Consider the following 18,535-nt stretch of genomic DNA (forward strand, 5'->3'; position numbering starts at 1 on the left):
CCGAAGGGGACGTCCTATCTCTAGGATTGTCAGAGGATGTCAAGACCTGGTAAGGTTCTTCGCGTTGCTTCGAATTAAACCACATGCTCCACCGCTTGTGCGGGCCCCCGTCAATTCCTTTGAGTTTCAGTCTTGCGACCGTACTCCCCAGGCGGAGTGCTTAATGCGTTAGCTGCAGCACTAAAGGGCGGAAACCCCCTAACACTTAGCACTCATCGTTTACGGCGTGGACTACCAGGGTATCTAATCCTGTTCGCTCCCCACGCTTTCGCTCCTCAGCGTCAGTTACAGACCAGAGAGTCGCCTTCGCCACTGGTGTTCCTCCACATCTCTACGCATTTCACCGCTACACGTGGAATTCCACTCTCCTCTTCTGCACTCAAGTTTCCCAGTTTCCAATGACCCTCCCCGGTTGAGCCGGGGGCTTTCACATCAGACTTAAGAAACCGCCTGCGAGCCCTTTACGCCCAATAATTCCGGACAACGCTTGCCACCTACGTATTACCGCGGCTGCTGGCACGTAGTTAGCCGTGGCTTTCTGGTTAGGTACCGTCAAGGTACCGCCCTATTTGAACGGTACTTGTTCTTCCCTAACAACAGAGCTTTACGATCCGAAAACCTTCATCACTCACGCGGCGTTGCTCCGTCAGACTTTCGTCCATTGCGGAAGATTCCCTACTGCTGCCTCCCGTAGGAGTCTGGGCCGTGTCTCAGTCCCAGTGTGGCCGATCACCCTCTCAGGTCGGCTACGCATCGTCGCCTTGGTGAGCCATTACCTCACCAACTAGCTAATGCGCCGCGGGTCCATCTGTAAGTGGTAGCCGAAGCCACCTTTTATGTTTGAACCATGCGGTTCAAACAAGCATCCGGTATTAGCCCCGGTTTCCCGGAGTTATCCCAGTCTTACAGGCAGGTTACCCACGTGTTACTCACCCGTCCGCCGCTAACATCAGGGAGCAAGCTCCCATCTGTCCGCTCGACTTGCATGTATTAGGCACGCCGCCAGCGTTCGTCCTGAGCCAGGATCAAACTCTCCGATAAAGTAGTTTGACTGACTACGCACATCGCTGTGCGATTTATAAAAAAATGAATTAACAGGTACGTTTTGTCTTGTTTAGTTTTCAAAGATCATTTTGTTTGTCTGCTTTGTTAAAGCAACTTTATTAGTATACAATGTCGCTTCTTCAAAGTCAACAACTTTTTCAAAAAACTTTTGGTGGAGCCTAGCGGGATCGAACCGCTGACCTCCTGCGTGCAAAGCAGGCGCTCTCCCAGCTGAGCTAAGGCCCCATGAAAATGGTCGGGAAGACAGGATTCGAACCTGCGACCCCATGGTCCCAAACCATGTGCTCTACCAAGCTGAGCTACTTCCCGATTTCCTATCTATTCTATTAAAAGATATGGCGCGCCCGAGAGGAGTCGAACCCCTAACCTTTTGATCCGTAGTCAAACGCTCTATCCAATTGAGCTACGGGCGCAATAAATAATGCCGAGGGCCGGACTTGAACCGGCACGGTAGTCACCTACCGCAGGATTTTAAGTCCTGTGTGTCTGCCAATTCCACCACCCCGGCGTGGATGGTATAGTTGGAGCGGAAGACGGGATTCGAACCCGCGACCCCCACCTTGGCAAGGTGGTGTTCTACCACTGAACTACTTCCGCAGACAGGATGTCCAGTTTTTCTAACTGTTATCCTATATAATGCGGGTGAAGGGACTTGAACCCCCACGTCATAAAGACACTAGATCCTAAGTCTAGCGCGTCTGCCAATTCCGCCACACCCGCGTAAAATGGTGAGCCATGAAGGACTCGAACCTTCGACCCTCTGATTAAAAGTCAGATGCTCTACCAACTGAGCTAATGGCTCTTCTTACAAGAGACTTGAGTATTATATCATATAAAAGTGGTGCCGGCAAGAGGACTTGAACCCCCAACCTACTGATTACAAGTCAGTTGCTCTACCAATTGAGCTACACTAAGCAAAATGGTGGAGGATGACGGGCTCGAACCGCCGACCCTCTGCTTGTAAGGCAGATGCTCTCCCAGCTGAGCTAATCCTCCATAATTGCACTAACGTGCAATTGCTTGGCGGCGTCCTACTCTCACAGGGGAAACCCCCGACTACCATCGGCGCTGAAGAGCTTAACTTCCGTGTTCGGTATGGGAACGGGTGTGACCTCTTCGCTATCGCCACCAAACAAATTGAGAGTGTTCTCTCAAAACTAGATAACAGGTGTGACATCATTCAAAATGTGTGGTTAAGTCCTCGATCGATTAGTATCTGTCAGCTCCATGTGTCGCCACACTTCCACCTCAGACCTATCAACCTGATCATCTTTCAGGGATCTTACTTCCTTGCGGAATGGGAAATCTCATCTTGAGGGGGGCTTCATGCTTAGATGCTTTCAGCACTTATCCCGTCCGCACATAGCTACCCAGCGATGCCCTTGGCAGAACAACTGGTACACCAGCGGTGCGTCCATCCCGGTCCTCTCGTACTAAGGACAGCTCCTCTCAAATTTCCTGCGCCCGCGACGGATAGGGACCGAACTGTCTCACGACGTTCTGAACCCAGCTCGCGTACCGCTTTAATGGGCGAACAGCCCAACCCTTGGGACCGACTACAGCCCCAGGATGCGATGAGCCGACATCGAGGTGCCAAACCTCCCCGTCGATGTGGACTCTTGGGGGAGATAAGCCTGTTATCCCCGGGGTAGCTTTTATCCGTTGAGCGATGGCCCTTCCATGCGGAACCACCGGATCACTAAGCCCGACTTTCGTCCCTGCTCGACTTGTAGGTCTCGCAGTCAAGCTCCCTTGTGCCTTTACACTCTGCGAATGATTTCCAACCATTCTGAGGGAACCTTTGGGCGCCTCCGTTACCTTTTAGGAGGCGACCGCCCCAGTCAAACTGCCCACCTGACACTGTCTCCCCGCCCGATAAGGGCGGCGGGTTAGAAGGTCAATACAGCCAGGGTAGTATCCCACCGATGCCTCCACCGAAGCTGGCGCTCCGGTTTCCAAGGCTCCTACCTATCCTGTACAAGCTGTACCAACATTCAATATCAGGCTGCAGTAAAGCTCCACGGGGTCTTTCCGTCCTGTCGCGGGTAACCTGCATCTTCACAGGTACTATAATTTCACCGAGTCTCTCGTTGAGACAGTGCCCAGATCGTTGCGCCTTTCGTGCGGGTCGGAACTTACCCGACAAGGAATTTCGCTACCTTAGGACCGTTATAGTTACGGCCGCCGTTTACTGGGGCTTCAATTCGCACCTTCGCTTACGCTAAGCGCTCCTCTTAACCTTCCAGCACCGGGCAGGCGTCAGCCCCTATACTTCGCCTTACGGCTTCGCAGAGACCTGTGTTTTTGCTAAACAGTCGCCTGGGCCTATTCACTGCGGCTCTCTCGGGCTTGCACCCTAACAGAGCACCCCTTCTCCCGAAGTTACGGGGTCATTTTGCCGAGTTCCTTAACGAGAGTTCTCTCGATCACCTTAGGATTCTCTCCTCGCCTACCTGTGTCGGTTTGCGGTACGGGCACCTCTCACCTCGCTAGAGGCTTTTCTTGGCAGTGTGGAATCAGGAACTTCGCTACTATATTTCGCTCGCCATCACAGCTCAGCCTTATGGGAAACGGATTTGCCTATTTCCCAGCCTAACTGCTTGGACGCGGATATCCAATACCGCGCTTACCCTATCCTCCTGCGTCCCCCCATTGCTCAAATGGTGAGGAGGTGGTACAGGAATATCAACCTGTTGTCCATCGCCTACGCCTTTCGGCCTCGGCTTAGGTCCCGACTAACCCTGAGCGGACGAGCCTTCCTCAGGAAACCTTAGGCATTCGGTGGAGGGGATTCTCACCCCTCTTTCGCTACTCATACAAGCATTCTCACTTCTAAGCGCTCCACCAGTCCTTCCGGTCTGGCTTCACAGCCCTTAGAACGCTCTCCTACCACTGTTCGAAGAACAGTCCGCAGCTTCGGTGATACGTTTAGCCCCGGTACATTTTCGGCGCAGAGTCACTCGACCAGTGAGCTATTACGCACTCTTTAAATGGTGGCTGCTTCTAAGCCAACATCCTGGTTGTCTAAGCAACTCCACATCCTTTTCCACTTAACGTATACTTTGGGACCTTAGCTGGCGGTCTGGGCTGTTTCCCTTTCGACTACGGATCTTATCACTCGCAGTCTGACTCCCAAGGATAAGTCATTGGCATTCGGAGTTTGACTGAATTCGGTAACCCGGTAGGGGCCCCTAGTCCAATCAGTGCTCTACCTCCAAGACTCTTACCTTGAGGCTAGCCCTAAAGCTATTTCGGAGAGAACCAGCTATCTCCAGGTTCGATTGGCATTTCACCCCTACCCACACCTCATCCCCGCACTTTTCAACGTGCGTGGGTTCGGGCCTCCATTCAGTGTTACCTGAACTTCACCCTGGACATGGGTAGATCACCTGGTTTCGGGTCTACGACCACGTACTCATGCGCCCTATTCAGACTCGCTTTCGCTGCGGCTCCGCATCTTCTGCTTAACCTTGCACGGGATCGTAACTCGCCGGTTCATTCTACAAAAGGCACGCCATCACCCGTTAACGGGCTCTGACTACTTGTAGGCACACGGTTTCAGGATCTCTTTCACTCCCCTTCCGGGGTGCTTTTCACCTTTCCCTCACGGTACTGGTTCACTATCGGTCACTAGGGAGTATTTAGCCTTGGGAGATGGTCCTCCCGGATTCCGACGGAATTTCACGTGTTCCGCCGTACTCAGGATCCACTCAGGAGAGAACGAAGTTTTGACTACAGGGCTGTTACCTCCTATGGCGGGCCTTTCCAGACCTCTTCATCTACCTCGTTCCTTTGTAACTCCGTACAGAGTGTCCTACAACCCCAAGAGGCAAGCCTCTTGGTTTGGGCTAATCCCGTTTCGCTCGCCGCTACTCAGGGAATCGCATTTGCTTTCTCTTCCTCCGGGTACTTAGATGTTTCAGTTCCCCGGGTCTGCCTTCTCATATCCTATGAATTCAGATATGGATACCACTCCATTACGAGTGGTGGGTTTCCCCATTCGGAAATCTCCGGATCAAAGCTTGCTTACAGCTCCCCGAAGCATATCGGTGTTCGTCCCGTCCTTCATCGGCTCCTAGTGCCAAGGCATCCACCGTGCGCCCTTTCTAACTTAACCGTTAAAAAGAATCACTATGTGATATCTTGTGTTACTAATTGAATGTGATGTCTACTGTTATCTAGTTTTCAAAGAACACGTTTCGAAGGAATGATCCTTCAAAACTAAACAAGACAGGGAACGTTCTGTTTATAAGACCCAAGGTCTTATATTCCGTATAATATCCTTAGAAAGGAGGTGATCCAGCCGCACCTTCCGATACGGCTACCTTGTTACGACTTCACCCCAATCATCTGTCCCACCTTCGGCGGCTGGCTCCTAAAAGGTTACCTCACCGACTTCGGGTGTTACAAACTCTCGTGGTGTGACGGGCGGTGTGTACAAGGCCCGGGAACGTATTCACCGCGGCATGCTGATCCGCGATTACTAGCGATTCCAGCTTCACGCAGTCGAGTTGCAGACTGCGATCCGAACTGAGAACAGATTTGTGGGATTGGCTTAACCTCGCGGTTTCGCTGCCCTTTGTTCTGTCCATTGTAGCACGTGTGTAGCCCAGGTCATAAGGGGCATGATGATTTGACGTCATCCCCACCTTCCTCCGGTTTGTCACTAAGCAGTCACCTTAGAGTGCCCAACTGAATGCTGGCAACTAAGATCAAGGGTTGCGCTCGTTGCGGGACTTAACCCAACATCTCACGACACGAGCTGACGACAACCATGCACCACCTGTCACTCTGCCCCCGAAGGGGACGTCCTATCTCTAGGATTGTCAGAGGATGTCAAGACCTGGTAAGGTTCTTCGCGTTGCTTCGAATTAAACCACATGCTCCACCGCTTGTGCGGGCCCCCGTCAATTCCTTTGAGTTTCAGTCTTGCGACCGTACTCCCCAGGCGGAGTGCTTAATGCGTTAGCTGCAGCACTAAGGGGCGGAAACCCCTAACACTTAGCACTCATCGTTTACGGCGTGGACTACCAGGGTATCTAATCCTGTTCGCTCCCCACGCTTTCGCTCCTCAGCGTCAGTTACAGACCAGAGAGTCGCCTTCGCCACTGGTGTTCCTCCACATCTCTACGCATTTCACCGCTACACGTGGAATTCCACTCTCCTCTTCTGCACTCAAGTTCCCCAGTTTCCAATGACCCTCCCCGGTTGAGCCGGGGGCTTTCACATCAGACTTAAGAAACCGCCTGCGAGCCCTTTACGCCCAATAATTCCGGACAACGCTTGCCACCTACGTATTACCGCGGCTGCTGGCACGTAGTTAGCCGTGGCTTTCTGGTTAGGTACCGTCAAGGTACCGCCCTATTCGAACGGTACTTGTTCTTCCCTAACAACAGAGCTTTACGATCCGAAAACCTTCATCACTCACGCGGCGTTGCTCCGTCAGACTTTCGTCCATTGCGGAAGATTCCCTACTGCTGCCTCCCGTAGGAGTCTGGGCCGTGTCTCAGTCCCAGTGTGGCCGATCACCCTCTCAGGTCGGCTACGCATCGTTGCCTTGGTGAGCCATTACCTCACCAACTAGCTAATGCGCCGCGGGTCCATCTGTAAGTGGTAGCCGAAGCCACCTTTTATGTTTGAACCATGCGGTTCAAACAACCATCCGGTATTAGCCCCGGTTTCCCGGAGTTATCCCAGTCTTACAGGCAGGTTACCCACGTGTTACTCACCCGTCCGCCGCTAACATCAGGGAGCAAGCTCCCATCTGTCCGCTCGACTTGCATGTATTAGGCACGCCGCCAGCGTTCGTCCTGAGCCAGGATCAAACTCTCCGATAAAGTAGTTTGACTGACTACGCACATCGCTGTGCGATTTTTAAAAACTGAATTAACAGGTACGTTTTGTCTTGTTTAGTTTTCAAAGATCATTTTGTTCACTTCGTTCAAGCGACTTTATTATTATAACTCGTTGACCCAGTGAAGTCAATAACTTTTTTTAAGTTATTTTTTCGTTATCGCCTTGTTTAGCGGCAACGAATAATAATATACCACCTAGTAAATAATAGTGCAATAGTTTTTTTGAAGAAATACTAAGGAATTTAAAAAGAGCGGCATCCTTTCTATATGGAGAATACCGCTCTTCTTTATTAGCGTTGTCTCATTTGCGGGAATAACAGCACATCGCGAATAGAAGGGGCATTCGTCAGCAGCATAACCAGACGGTCGATACCGATGCCTAAACCTCCTGTTGGCGGCATACCGTATTCCAGAGCTTCAACAAAGTCTTCATCCATTAGATGAGCTTCATCATTACCGGCTTCACGCTCTTTTAATTGCGCTTCAAAGCGTTCTCTTTGATCAATAGGATCATTCAGCTCTGTAAACGCGTTGGCATGTTCACGGCCAACGATAAACAGCTCAAAACGGTCTGTAAAACGCGGGTCCTCAGGGTTTTTCTTAGCAAGAGGAGAAATTTCTACAGGATGCCCGTAAATAAACGTTGGCTGAATAAGCGTTTCTTCAATTTTTTGTTCGAAGAATTCGTTGATGATATGGCCTACTGTCATAGAGTCTTTAATTTCTACTTCATGTTCTTTTGCATATTCACGCGCCTGCTCAACAGTAACCTCTTCCCAGAAATCAACGCCAGTCGCTTCTTTGACTGCGTCAACCATATGGATTCTTTTCCACTCCGGTTTAAGGTCGATTTGCTCTTCCCCGTATTGAATCGTAGTTGTGCCAAGCACTTCTTGGGCGATATGAGCGACAAGGTTTTCAGTTAAGCTCATGATATCTTTATAGTCCGCATATGCTTCATATAACTCAATCATTGTAAATTCAGGGTTATGGCGTGTAGAGACTCCTTCGTTACGGAAAACACGGCCGATTTCATATACTTTTTCTAAACCGCCGACAATTAGACGTTTTAGGTGCAGTTCGATAGCAATACGCATATAGAGTGGAATGTCTAACGCGTTGTGGTGAGTGATAAACGGACGTGCAGAAGCTCCCCCAGGAATGCTGTGCATTGTAGGTGTTTCTACTTCTAAGTATCCATGATCATCAAGGTATCTTCTCATAGCTTGAATGATCTTGCTTCGTGTAATGAACGTATGTTTGCTGTCTGGGTTTACGATAAGATCCAGGTAGCGCTGACGGTAGCGCTGCTCAACGTCTTTTAAACCATGGTATTTGTCAGGAAGCGGACGAAGCGCTTTTGTCAGCAATTCAAAGGAAGTTGCTTTAACAGACAATTCGCCTACATTTGTTTTGAAGACTTTTCCGGTTACGCCGATAAGATCACCGAGGTCAGAAGACTTGAAGATTTCATATTGGTCGTCACCGACACTGTCTTTTCTTACGTAGATTTGGATTTGGCCTTCTAAATCCTGAAGATGGGCAAAGCCGGCTTTTCCTTTGCCGCGTTTTGTCATCATGCGGCCTGCGATTGTAACTTCAATCGCTTTTTCTTCTAACTCTTCTTTGGTTAGATCTTGATATGCCGAAATAACTTCTTGAGACTGATGAGTTCTTTCAAAACGTGCGCCGAATGGATCGATGCCGTTATCTCTCAGCTGATTCATTTTATCGCGTCTGACTTGCAGCTGATCATTCAATTCTTCATGGTTATGCTCTTCTTGACTCATTGTTATCACTCCATTACAGATATTGTTTCATGAAAAAAGCAGAAAAACTGCCAGCGTAAAACTAGCAGTGAGCAGCAAATAGAGGTGAGTATTATCCTACTTTTGCATTTTGAAGCTCTTTTGCCTCAACTTCAACCGTAAACGCATCTAAAAGCTGTACAAACTCTTCTCTCGTCTCGCAATGATTGATTTCATTACGAACGTTCGCATTGCCTTTCACGCCTTTCAGATACCATGCAGCATGCTTTCTCATTTCTCTTACCGCTACGTTTTCACCTTTTAAGTCAATCAGGCGGTCAAGATGCAGTTTGCATACGGCCATTTTTTCGCGTACTTGCGGCTCTTCTTTTAATTCACCTGTTTCAAGATACTGAACCGTACGGTAAATCATCCACGGATTGCCCAATGCAGCGCGTCCGATCATGACCCCGTCTACTCCTGTCTCATCGAGCATACGCTTAGCATCCTGCGGTGTCTTAACATCGCCGTTTCCGATAACCGGAATCGATACTGATTGTTTTACTTCTTTGATGATATCCCAGTTTGCCGTTCCTTCGTACATCTGCACTCTCGTACGGCCGTGAAGCGCAACTGCTTTACCGCCCGCACGTTCTACAGCCTGTGCATTTTTCACTGCGAAAATGTGGTCTTCATCCCAACCCATTCTCATTTTCACTGTAACTGGCTTATTAACAGCATCCACTACTGCAGAAACCATTTCGTAAATCTTATCAGGATCGAGAAGCCATTTGGCTCCCGCATCGCATTTTGTAATCTTCGGCACGGGACATCCCATGTTAATGTCAATGATATCAGCAGTTGTGTTTTGGTCTACAAACTTCGCCGCTTCCACAAGGGTTTCCTTTTTTCCTCCGAAAATTTGAAGGCTGAGTGGTTTCTCACGTTCATCGATATAAAGCATACCCATTGTTCTTGCATTGTTGTAAAGGATCGCTTTGTCACTGACCATTTCAGCGCATACCAATCCGGCTCCGAATTCCTTTACAGTCAATCTGAACGCAGAGTTGCAGACACCAGCCATAGGTGCGAGCACAACCCGGTTTTTCAATTGAATATCTCCGATTTTGAACAATTTTTCTCCTCCTTTCATTTGTTCTATTTTTCTGGCGGCGCCAATTCGTCCGCACTTATATTTAAAACATCTGCTGCATCTTGAATGATGGCAGCTGACGGCAATCGGTTTCCGCGTTCAATTTCGCCGAGAATAGAAACTGATATACCTAATGCTTTTGCAAATCCTTCTTGAGTATAACCTTTCAGCTTTCTGAATGCACGAATTCGTCTACCCCAGATTTCTGCTTCCATACTCTTACACCTTCTTGGTCTGTTTCGGCGCTTGTAGCCTCTTTTTCAACCTGCTGGCAAATTTCCGCAAGCGGCGCAAGGACAAACAAACGCTCATACATTCTCGGATGCGGAACAATTAGTTGCTCTGTTTCAATATTTTCACGATTAAATAACAAAATGTCAAGGTCTGCCGTCCGCGGCCCCCATCTTACTTCCCTTGTTCTGCCTAATTCATTTTCTATCTGCTGCGTCAGTTCAAGGAGTTCAAAAGGGTTCAATGATGTCTTGATTTCAACAGCCATATTCAAAAATTGAGCTTGATCTTCGTATCCGACCGGGTCAGTTTCGTAAATAGACGACACTTTAGTGACTGTCACCGCAGCATGCTGATGCAGTGAAGCCACTGCTTGCCTTAAATACGTTTCTCTATCTCCAATATTAGATCCAAGTGCAATATAAGCTATGTTGTTCATGACTTTTTTCTCGTAATTTCAATTGCTACTGATTTATAGTGTCCGGGAATTGGCGGGTCTGGCTTAATCACTTTTACCGTACATTGCTGAACAGGCTGAAATTTTTCGAGAACAGTGCCAGCAATACGTTCTGCCAGCGTTTCCACCAATTTTACAGGCTCCCCTTCCACGATATCTTTACATACGTGATAGAGTTCAGCATAGTTGATCGTTTGCTCAAGGTCGTCTGTTTGTCCAGCTTTGCTTAAATCCAGCTCAGCGGTTAAATCGACTTTAAACCGCTGGCCAAGTTTGTTTTCTTCTTTGAACACACCGTGATATCCGTAAAACTCCATACCTTCTACATAAACTTTATCCATGGTGCACCCCTCCCTTATTCAGCATCGCGTCCATCATTTTCGCCATTCTGGCAATTTGTTTTACATCATGGACCCTGACAATGTCACAGCCTTTTTGAATGCCGAGACACACAGTCGCGCCTGTGCCCTCAGCCCGCTCCTCAGGCGGAAGATCCAGAACACGTCCGATGAATCTTTTTCGGGAGGTTGCCAGAAGAACCGGATATCCCAGCCCGCTGAAAATCTCTAGTTTGTTCATCACTGCCAAGTTATCGTGATAGGTTTTCGCGAAACCGATACCGGGATCAAGAATAATGTTCTTCTCGTCTACTCCGGCCTCAACAGCAATTTTTACACTCTCCATTAAGTCCGTCAGCATATCCGGCAATAAGTCATTGTAGTTTCTTTCAGGGCGGTTATGCATGAGAACAATTGGAACATTATGTTCAGCTGCAACGGAAGCCATCTTCGGATCATGTTTGGCTCCCCAAATATCATTGATAATGGATGCGCCGGCTTTCACTGCTTCATCTGCGACAGAAGCCTTGTACGTATCTACAGAAATAGGAACACCAAGCTCTTTCGTAATCCGCTCAATCACCGGAATGACTCTGGACATCTCCTCATCCTCAGATACGCACTCAGCGCCAGGCCTTGTCGATTCCCCTCCGATATCAATGATATGGGCACCATCATCGATCATCTCTTTCGCGTGCAGCAGCGCCTTGTCCAAGCTGTCATATTTTCCACCGTCCGAGAAAGAGTCAGGCGTTACGTTTAAAATTCCCATCACCAGCGTCTTCTCTTTATATGATAAAGCGCTGGGCTTAGTGTGGATTACTTGTGTTTGATCTATTGTGTGCTGCGCCATGCTCTTCCTCCCTTTTCATACATCATGTTCTTTATTTCTTTTTTGTATAACAATTGAAGAGCGGAGGTTGCTTCTCCGCTTTGGCTTCCATAGTTTACTTCTTCTATTTTAGTAAACGGGATGATTTCAAGAACCGAGTTCGTCATCCACGCTTCGTCAGCTGTCAAGAGAGCTTCTAGCTCATATCGGCCCGTTTTGAGCTCCAGGCCGATATCCTTTGCATTTTCTATGATAAAACGTCTCGTGACGCCGTCCAGAATACCAGTATCAAGCGATGGCGTATAGATACAACGACCTTTTCTCCAAAAGACATTAGATATGATACCCTCTGCAACAGCTCCATCCTCCGTTAAGAAAATTCCCTCGACACGCGGATCATTTCCAATTTCCCGTTTCGCATACATATTATTTAGATAATGATGAGATTTTAACCGGAACGATCCCTCTGGAGTGTTTCTCCGTATCGATAAAACCTTTCCTTCTTTTTGCAAAGGAAGGCTTTCTGGTTTCAGCTGATTCACAAAGCATAAAACGGTCGGCTTATCGTACGTCTGGGCGACAAAGCCTTTATCGCTGATCCCCGCTGATATGTTCAGTCTGACGCGGGCATTGCCATCCTTGATATCATTTAGCTTAAGCAGCTTGTCCAGTATCTCAAGGATCTCATGCTTTGAAACAGTATATTCGATTTGCAGATCCTTAAGCGCGCGTTCAAGCCTTTCTATATGCCAATCAAGCAAAAACGGGCAGCCTTCGTAGAGCCTGAAGGTTTCGAAAACACCGATCCCATATAAAAACCCATGGTCAAAAGGAGAAAGAACTGCATCTTTCTCCTCCATATACCGGCCGTTCACATATATCATCACGCAATAACTTCCTTGCGATATGTCTCAATAAAATTTCTGAGCATTTCTTTCCCAAAGGAGGTCATAATAGACTCTGGGTGAAATTGCACGCCCTCTATCGGGAGGTCATTGTGGCGAATAGCCATGATTTCTCCTTCTTTCGTTTGTGCTGTTACTGTAAAACAGTTTGGCAGCGTCTCAGGTTTTACGATCAGCGAGTGGTATCGCGTCGCAACAAGGGGGTTTTTCAACCCTTCAAAAATGGTTTTGCCGTCATGCTCGATATCCGAGGTTTTCCCGTGCATAAGCCGTTCTGCCCTAACAACATCACCACCGAACACTTGTGCGATGGACTGATGTCCGAGACATACACCGAAAATAGGAATTTTCCCTGCGAAATGTTTAATTGCTTCGAGGCTGATTCCCGCCTCATCAGGGCTGCACGGTCCGGGAGATATCATCAGAAAGTCCGGAGACAGTTCTTCAATTTCTTCGATTGTGATGCTGTCATTGCGTTTCACAACCAGCTCTTCCCCAAGCTCGCCCAAATACTGTACCAAGTTGTACGTGAATGAATCGTAGTTATCAATCATTAAAATCATTTCTCCGCTCACCTCATCTAATTTTTGTCTCTTCTTTGCTCAGCTCTAATGCTCTTTGCATCGCAAAAGCTTTTTTGAATGATTCCTTGTATTCGTGCTTCGGAACAGAATCAATCACAACTCCTGCGCCGGACTGCATAAATGCCTGCCCTCCGGTTGCATAAATGGTTCGAATGACGATATTAAACTGCAGATCGTGATTATATCCAAACCATCCTATAGATCCAGTATAAAGCCCTCGGCGTGTCGGCTCAAGTTCTTCTATAATTTCCATCGTTCTTACTTTCGGTGCACCAGTAATGGTTCCTCCGGGAAACACAGCATGAATAATATCTACAGCATCATACCCATCCTGCAGTTCACCTTGGACATTAGACACAATGTGCATCACATGCGAGTATTTTTCAATTGCCATGAATTCATTTACGCGCACAGACCCGTAACGTGATACTCTTCCCAGATCATTTCGCTCAAGATCAACCAGCATGACATGTTCCGCGCGTTCTTTTTCATTGTGTATCAATTCGTTTGCAAGCGCCTCGTCTTCTTCATTTGTTTTCCCTCTGGAACGGGTGCCCGCAATCGGTCTTGTCTCTAATAGCTTGCCCTTTTTGCTGACAAGCAGTTCAGGCGATCCGCAAATGATTTGGAAATCAGGTGTTTCTAAATACGCCATATAAGGAGAAGGATTTACTTCTCTCAAGGTTTTGTAAATTTGATATGGGTGGGCAGACAGTGACTGTGACTGCCTTATTGATAGATTGACTTGAAACACATCTCCGCTGGCAATGTATTGTTTGATTTTCTCTACAGCTTGTGAGAACCCACCCTCGGTAAATGGCGCCGCGAAAGAACCATCTGTTTCAGGGTTCATCTCTCGCGAAGAGACAGCGGGAAGCTCAGTCAGCCACATCTGCTCTAACTCAGATAGCTTCACATCCGCTGTTTCCTGATCAGAACCATTAACATGAGTAATCAGCCATAGAGACTCTTCTTGATGGTCATAAACTGCTATATCATCAAAAACAAGAAAATAAATATCTGGTGTTTCTAGATCATCTAATGAGAGCATTTTAAAATTTTCAATGTACCGTGCGTAATCATAGCTGAGAAACCCGATTGCCCCGCCTTGAAAGTCAGGGAACTCATGATTCGTTTCTGTTTCCAGTGTTTTAAACCAGCTGTGGAAGGCCCGTAATGGATCACCTTCTTTAAACAGCATCTCATCACCATGCTTAATTGTAGTTATTCCGTCTTTTCCTTTCACAGTCGCAATTGGATCAAGACCGGCTATACTATATCTGCCGCCTCTTGCACTTTCGAGAAGTACATGATGTTTCCGGGATTGCGCAAGTTTCTCAAATTGTTGTAAGAATGAGTCTTTTTGAAAAGGTATTTTTTTGCCTGCCGGTCTGCGTTGTGCCATTTGTATCATTCCTCTATTTTCTTTTTTACTTGTTTTTAATTGTAAAGCAATGTTGTTAGTGAAAAAAGTGAATTTCTCTTCCAAGAATAACATTCGTCGCAGACATGGCATATTTGATGCACGAAATATAAAAAAACTCCCGGCGAACCGGGAGTTTTGGCTTTTTTTAATCGAATTGGTACAGCGGCGTGCTTAGATAACGTTCGCCGTTACTTGGAATGATGGCCAATACTTTTTTGCCTTTTCCGAGTTTTTTTGCTACTTGAAGAGCAGCATAAATTGCCGCACCTGATGAGATGCCTCCGAGAATTCCTTCTTCACGTGCAGCTCTGCGGGCATATTCGAATGCTTCTTCATTCTTCACAGGGAAGATTTCATCATATACTTCAGTGTTTAAGATGTCCGGCACGAATCCCGCTCCGATTCCCTGAATTTTGTGGGGGCCTGGTTTTCCTCCTGAAAGCACTGGGGAATCTGACGGTTCAACAGCATAAATCTTAATGGAAGGGTACGCTTCCTTCAGCACTTCGCCCGCTCCCGTAATCGTTCCGCCTGTTCCGATTCCGGCTACAAATGCGTCAAGCTGGTCATCACCGAATTGCTCAACGATTTCTTTACCCGTTGTTTGGCGGTGAATTTCGGGGTTAGAAGGGTTGTTAAACTGCTGCGGCACAAAGTATCCGTGCTTTTCAGCAAGCTCTTCAGCTTTCTTAATGGCACCTTTCATGCCTTCCGCACCAGGAGTCAGCACAAGCTCAGCACCGTATGCGCGAAGAAGGTTGCGGCGCTCCATGCTCATTGTATCAGGCATAACCAAAATGGCTTTTAATCCTTTAGCAGCAGCAACCATTGCAAGCCCGATTCCAGTATTTCCGCTTGTCGGTTCAATGATTGTATCACCGGCTTTTAATTTTCCTTCTTTTTCAGCCGCTTCAATCATGGCTAAACCGATACGGTCTTTTACACTGCTTCCAGGGTTCATGTATTCAAGTTTTAGATATACATCCGCACTGTTTTCATCTGCAAGGCGATTTAATTTAACGATTGGCGTATTCCCAATTAATTCAGTAATGGAGTTTGCTACACGTACCATTCTCGACACCTCAATTTCCGACTATTTGTATTGGTATTATGTATATAATCTATCAATTTCAAAATTTTTTGTCAATCACTTAGTACTTTTTTCCCCATAAAACCAAGATACATCGGCTTCTTTCCAAAGTGTCTTAACTGTCGCTTTATCGCCTAGCTGATCCATTGCGATTTGCCGTCTGATCTGGTCCTTTACTTCATCATATGAGAATGTTCTTGCTTTTAGTTTTTCTTTAAGCTGGATAATGGCATATCCATTGCTGACCTTGATGGGTTCCTGAGACCATTCATCCGTTTTGAGTGTTTTCGCCTCTTCAATGTATGCTGACGGAATGTTGTCTGATGCCTCTGTGACAAAACCTAAATCTCCGCCGTATGGTGATGTATATCTGTCAGTAGATCTCTCCGCCGCGACAGCTTCAAAGCTTGAGCCGCCTTTCAGTTCTTTCAGGACTTCTCTCGCTTCTTCTTCATCTTTTACAACAATGTGCCGAATTCGATACGAATCATCAAACTGATATAGTTCCTTATTTTTATGATAAAATGATTCCAATTCTTTGTTTGAGATGTCGATATCCCTTGTTAACAATTGTTCAAGGAGGATATTATAACGAATTTGGTCTTTCCACTCTTTCTCAGTCGTATGTTCATCTTCGTAAAAGGAATTATTGACCGCTTTGATCAGCAAAAACTCCCGATCAATTTCGCTTTTGGATACTTTAAGATTGTTCTTTTTGGCCAGCTGCTCAACGACTCGGACATTGATCATATCTTCAAGCGTTGACTTCCCATACTGGTCTTCCATTTCTTTCAGCCATTCTTCTCTTGTCACACTCTTGCCTCCGATAGTCGCAATAGACTCACCGGATGACGATGCGCCGGCTTGGGATTTCGTCAGCGTATACGCAACAGCAATACAGCAAACCAACAGCGCCCCTAAAATAATGGTCCAGATTGTTCTTGATTTCAAACCTGCTTTCAGCCCCTTTTCTCAAATTAAAAACCCGCTAAAGAGCTTAGCGGGTAGTTTGGTCACGAAGCCCTTCCAGCTCTTCTTTTGTAAATAAGTACTTTTCATTACAAAAATGGCATACTGCTTCGGCTTGTCCATCTTCTTCTATCATATCTTGAATTTCTTTTTTGCCTAGTCCTAAAATGGCTGTTTCGAACCGTTCTTTTGAACAAGGACAATGGAATCTGACAGGCATTGTTTCCAAAATCTCTGGTTTCTCACCTAGGACTTCTTCTAAAATTTCTTCGGGTGTCAATCCCTTTTGGATGAGCTTAGAAATCGGCTCAACTTGAGATAGGCGCTGTTCAATTTTTGTGATGGTTTCGTCATCTGTTCCCGGCATCAGCTGAATAATAAAGCCCCCTGCCGCAAGAATGGTATTGTCAGGATTGACAAGCACACCTACACCCACTGATGAAGGTACCTGCTCAGATGACACAAGATAGTAAGTAAAATCATCTCCTAATTCTCCTGAAACGATTTCTACTTGTCCTGTGAAGAACTCACGCAAACCTAAATCTTTTACAACACTTAACGTTCCGCTTGTTCCAACCGCACGTCTGACATCAAGCTTGCCTTGTTCATTTAAATCGAAATGAACTTGTGGGTTAGAGACATAGGCTCTGACTTCTCCTTTGGCATTGGCATCAGCTACAATAGCTCCAATCGGACCTCCGCCCTCGACTTTCACAGTCAGCTTATCTTCGCCCTTCAGCATAGCGCCGAGCATAAGTGAAGCTGTCATTGTGCGCCCTAATGCAGCGGATGCTGTCGGCCACGTACCATGGCGTCTCTGTCCTTCATTTACCATATCAGTCGTTCTCGCTGCATAAGCACGAACTTTTCCGTCATACGCAAGTGCTTTTACTAAATAATCCATTACAAAACCTCCTATACACTTCCTACGCGGTTTCTTTCATAAATCAATTCCAGCCCTTTTAGGGTTAGGAATGGATCAACGATATCAATACAGTCTGACTCGTTTGCAATGAGCGGCGCCAGTCCTCCTGTCGCAATGACCTTTGGTTCCTGTTTTGCCTGCCATTTCATTCGCTTAACGATTCCTTCCACTTGGCCGACATAGCCAAATAAAATTCCAGATTGCATCGCGCTTACAGTGTTTTTTCCGATAATATTGTCGGGCCGGGTAATTTCGATACGCGGTAGCTTCGCTGCACGTGAGTAAAGCGCCTCTGTCGAAATTGTAATCCCAGGAGCAATCGCCCCGCCCATGTATTGTTTATTTTCATCAATATAGCAGTACGTTGTGGCCGTTCCGAAATCAACGACAATTAATGGATTGCCGTATAAGTGTATCGCAGCGACAGCATTTACGATTCTGTCTGCCCCCACTTCTTTCGGATTGTCGTATTTTATATTTAAACCAGTTTTCATGCCCGGACCGACAATTTGCGGTTCGATATGAAAGTATTTTGTGCACATTCTTTCTAACGCAAACATGATTGGCGGCACTACTGATGAAATAATGATGCCATCTATCTGTTCAAACATAAGCCCGGAATGCTCAAATAAAGAGCGTAAAATCATTCCAAACTCATCTTCTGTTTTATGCCTGCTTGTTTCTATACGCCAGTGATATTCTAATTTTCCATCATGATATACACCAAGTACAGTATTGGTGTTCCCAACATCGATAACCAGTAACAACCTCTATCACCACTTTTGAATAGTTTCTCTACTTTACTTTTTACAAACATTCTACAATACCATACACGATCAGCGGCTCATTTGTAAACAAATCGATACCAGAATTGGATGATTGTAAAAGACGCAGCTGAGCCCATCATTTACATAAAAAAACTGCCAGCGTCAGCCGGCAGTTTTTAGAGAGAAAGCG

At 46.7% G+C, this 18,535-nt stretch carries 13 protein-coding genes, 8 tRNA genes and 4 rRNA genes (1 of these 25 cut by a window edge); all 25 read right to left on the reverse strand.

The features are described 5' to 3' along the window. Window positions 1–1,041 (reverse strand): 16S ribosomal RNA (locus QA442_RS00150); it reaches 509 nt to the left of the window's first position. Window positions 1,042–1,214: 173 nt separating this feature from the next. Further along, a tRNA-Ala gene (locus QA442_RS00155) sits at window positions 1,215–1,290 on the reverse strand. Window positions 1,291–1,297: 7 nt separating this feature from the next. Then, a tRNA-Pro gene (locus QA442_RS00160) sits at window positions 1,298–1,374 on the reverse strand. A gap of 27 nt (window positions 1,375–1,401) precedes the next feature. Beyond that, window positions 1,402–1,478 (reverse strand) — tRNA-Arg (locus QA442_RS00165). Between the two features lie 9 nt (window positions 1,479–1,487). Beyond that, window positions 1,488–1,573, reverse strand: a tRNA-Leu gene (locus QA442_RS00170). Window positions 1,574–1,587: 14 nt separating this feature from the next. Continuing rightward, window positions 1,588–1,662: transfer RNA gene (locus QA442_RS00175), tRNA-Gly, on the reverse strand. A gap of 40 nt (window positions 1,663–1,702) precedes the next feature. Then, window positions 1,703–1,785, reverse strand: a tRNA-Leu gene (locus QA442_RS00180). A 6-nt stretch (window positions 1,786–1,791) separates the two neighbouring features. Beyond that, a tRNA-Lys gene (locus QA442_RS00185) sits at window positions 1,792–1,867 on the reverse strand. A gap of 118 nt (window positions 1,868–1,985) precedes the next feature. After that, a tRNA-Val gene (locus tag QA442_RS00190) sits at window positions 1,986–2,061 on the reverse strand. 22 nt (window positions 2,062–2,083) lie between these two features. Beyond that, a 5S ribosomal RNA gene (rrf, locus tag QA442_RS00195) occupies window positions 2,084–2,198 on the reverse strand. Between the two features lie 56 nt (window positions 2,199–2,254). Further along, window positions 2,255–5,182 (reverse strand): 23S ribosomal RNA (locus QA442_RS00200). Window positions 5,183–5,352: 170 nt separating this feature from the next. Then, window positions 5,353–6,902: ribosomal RNA gene (locus QA442_RS00205) — 16S ribosomal RNA — on the reverse strand. Together the 16S, 23S and 5S rRNA genes with 8 tRNA genes alongside form the textbook arrangement of a ribosomal RNA operon. 308 nt (window positions 6,903–7,210) lie before the next feature. Continuing rightward, window positions 7,211–8,710 carry a lysine--tRNA ligase gene (lysS, locus tag QA442_RS00210; protein ID WP_003242743.1) on the reverse strand — a complete coding sequence of 500 codons (1,500 nt, stop codon included), beginning with the start codon at window positions 8,708–8,710 and terminating at the stop codon, window positions 7,211–7,213. Window positions 8,711–8,801: 91 nt separating this feature from the next. Continuing rightward, complete coding sequence (gene dusB, locus QA442_RS00215; RefSeq protein WP_014475588.1) at window positions 8,802–9,803, reverse strand: tRNA dihydrouridine synthase DusB; 1,002 nt, start codon at window positions 9,801–9,803, stop codon at window positions 8,802–8,804. 23 nt (window positions 9,804–9,826) lie between these two features. Next, a complete protein-coding gene (locus QA442_RS00220; protein ID WP_003226678.1) occupies window positions 9,827–10,036 on the reverse strand; it encodes a helix-turn-helix domain-containing protein in 210 nt (69 codons plus the stop codon). Beyond that, window positions 9,988–10,491, reverse strand: a complete 504-nt coding sequence (gene folK, locus QA442_RS00225; RefSeq protein ID WP_003226679.1) for a 2-amino-4-hydroxy-6-hydroxymethyldihydropteridine diphosphokinase — start codon at window positions 10,489–10,491, stop codon at window positions 9,988–9,990. Before folK ends, QA442_RS00220 begins: the two co-directional genes overlap by 49 nt. Continuing rightward, a complete protein-coding gene (gene folB / locus QA442_RS00230; RefSeq protein WP_014478613.1) occupies window positions 10,488–10,850 on the reverse strand; it encodes a dihydroneopterin aldolase in 363 nt (120 codons plus the stop codon). Before folB ends, folK begins: the two co-directional genes overlap by 4 nt. After that, complete coding sequence (gene folP / locus QA442_RS00235; protein WP_024571695.1) at window positions 10,843–11,700, reverse strand: dihydropteroate synthase; 858 nt, start codon at window positions 11,698–11,700, stop codon at window positions 10,843–10,845. The genes folB and folP overlap by 8 nt, the downstream gene beginning before the upstream one ends. Further along, complete coding sequence (gene pabC / locus QA442_RS00240) at window positions 11,682–12,563, reverse strand: aminodeoxychorismate lyase (protein WP_042975667.1); 882 nt, start codon at window positions 12,561–12,563, stop codon at window positions 11,682–11,684. Before pabC ends, folP begins: the two co-directional genes overlap by 19 nt. After that, window positions 12,563–13,147, reverse strand: coding sequence for an aminodeoxychorismate/anthranilate synthase component II (gene pabA, locus QA442_RS00245; protein ID WP_015715111.1), 585 nt, complete (start codon window positions 13,145–13,147; stop codon window positions 12,563–12,565). Before pabA ends, pabC begins: the two co-directional genes overlap by 1 nt. Before the next feature lie 13 nt (window positions 13,148–13,160). Then, the gene (locus tag QA442_RS00250; RefSeq protein WP_279473401.1) at window positions 13,161–14,573 is read right to left on the reverse strand and encodes an anthranilate synthase component I family protein; all 1,413 of its coding nucleotides are present in this window, start codon (window positions 14,571–14,573) and stop codon (window positions 13,161–13,163) included. Window positions 14,574–14,739: 166 nt separating this feature from the next. Further along, the gene (gene cysK / locus QA442_RS00255; RefSeq protein WP_003218399.1) at window positions 14,740–15,666 is read right to left on the reverse strand and encodes a cysteine synthase A; all 927 of its coding nucleotides are present in this window, start codon (window positions 15,664–15,666) and stop codon (window positions 14,740–14,742) included. Window positions 15,667–15,741: 75 nt separating this feature from the next. Further along, window positions 15,742–16,635: a peptidyl-prolyl cis-trans isomerase gene (locus tag QA442_RS00260; protein WP_040081053.1), complete on the reverse strand. Its 894-nt coding sequence runs from the start codon at window positions 16,633–16,635 to the stop codon at window positions 15,742–15,744. 46 nt (window positions 16,636–16,681) lie between these two features. Next, entirely contained in the window at window positions 16,682–17,557 is an 876-nt protein-coding gene (gene hslO, locus QA442_RS00265; protein WP_014662499.1) for a redox-regulated molecular chaperone HslO, read from the reverse strand. A gap of 11 nt (window positions 17,558–17,568) precedes the next feature. After that, window positions 17,569–18,345, reverse strand: a complete 777-nt coding sequence (locus QA442_RS00270) for a type III pantothenate kinase (RefSeq protein WP_003218395.1) — start codon at window positions 18,343–18,345, stop codon at window positions 17,569–17,571. Window positions 18,346–18,535 lie beyond the last annotated feature (190 nt).

Source organism: Bacillus stercoris, from assembly GCF_029772985.1.
Lineage (GTDB): Bacteria > Bacillota > Bacilli > Bacillales > Bacillaceae > Bacillus > Bacillus stercoris.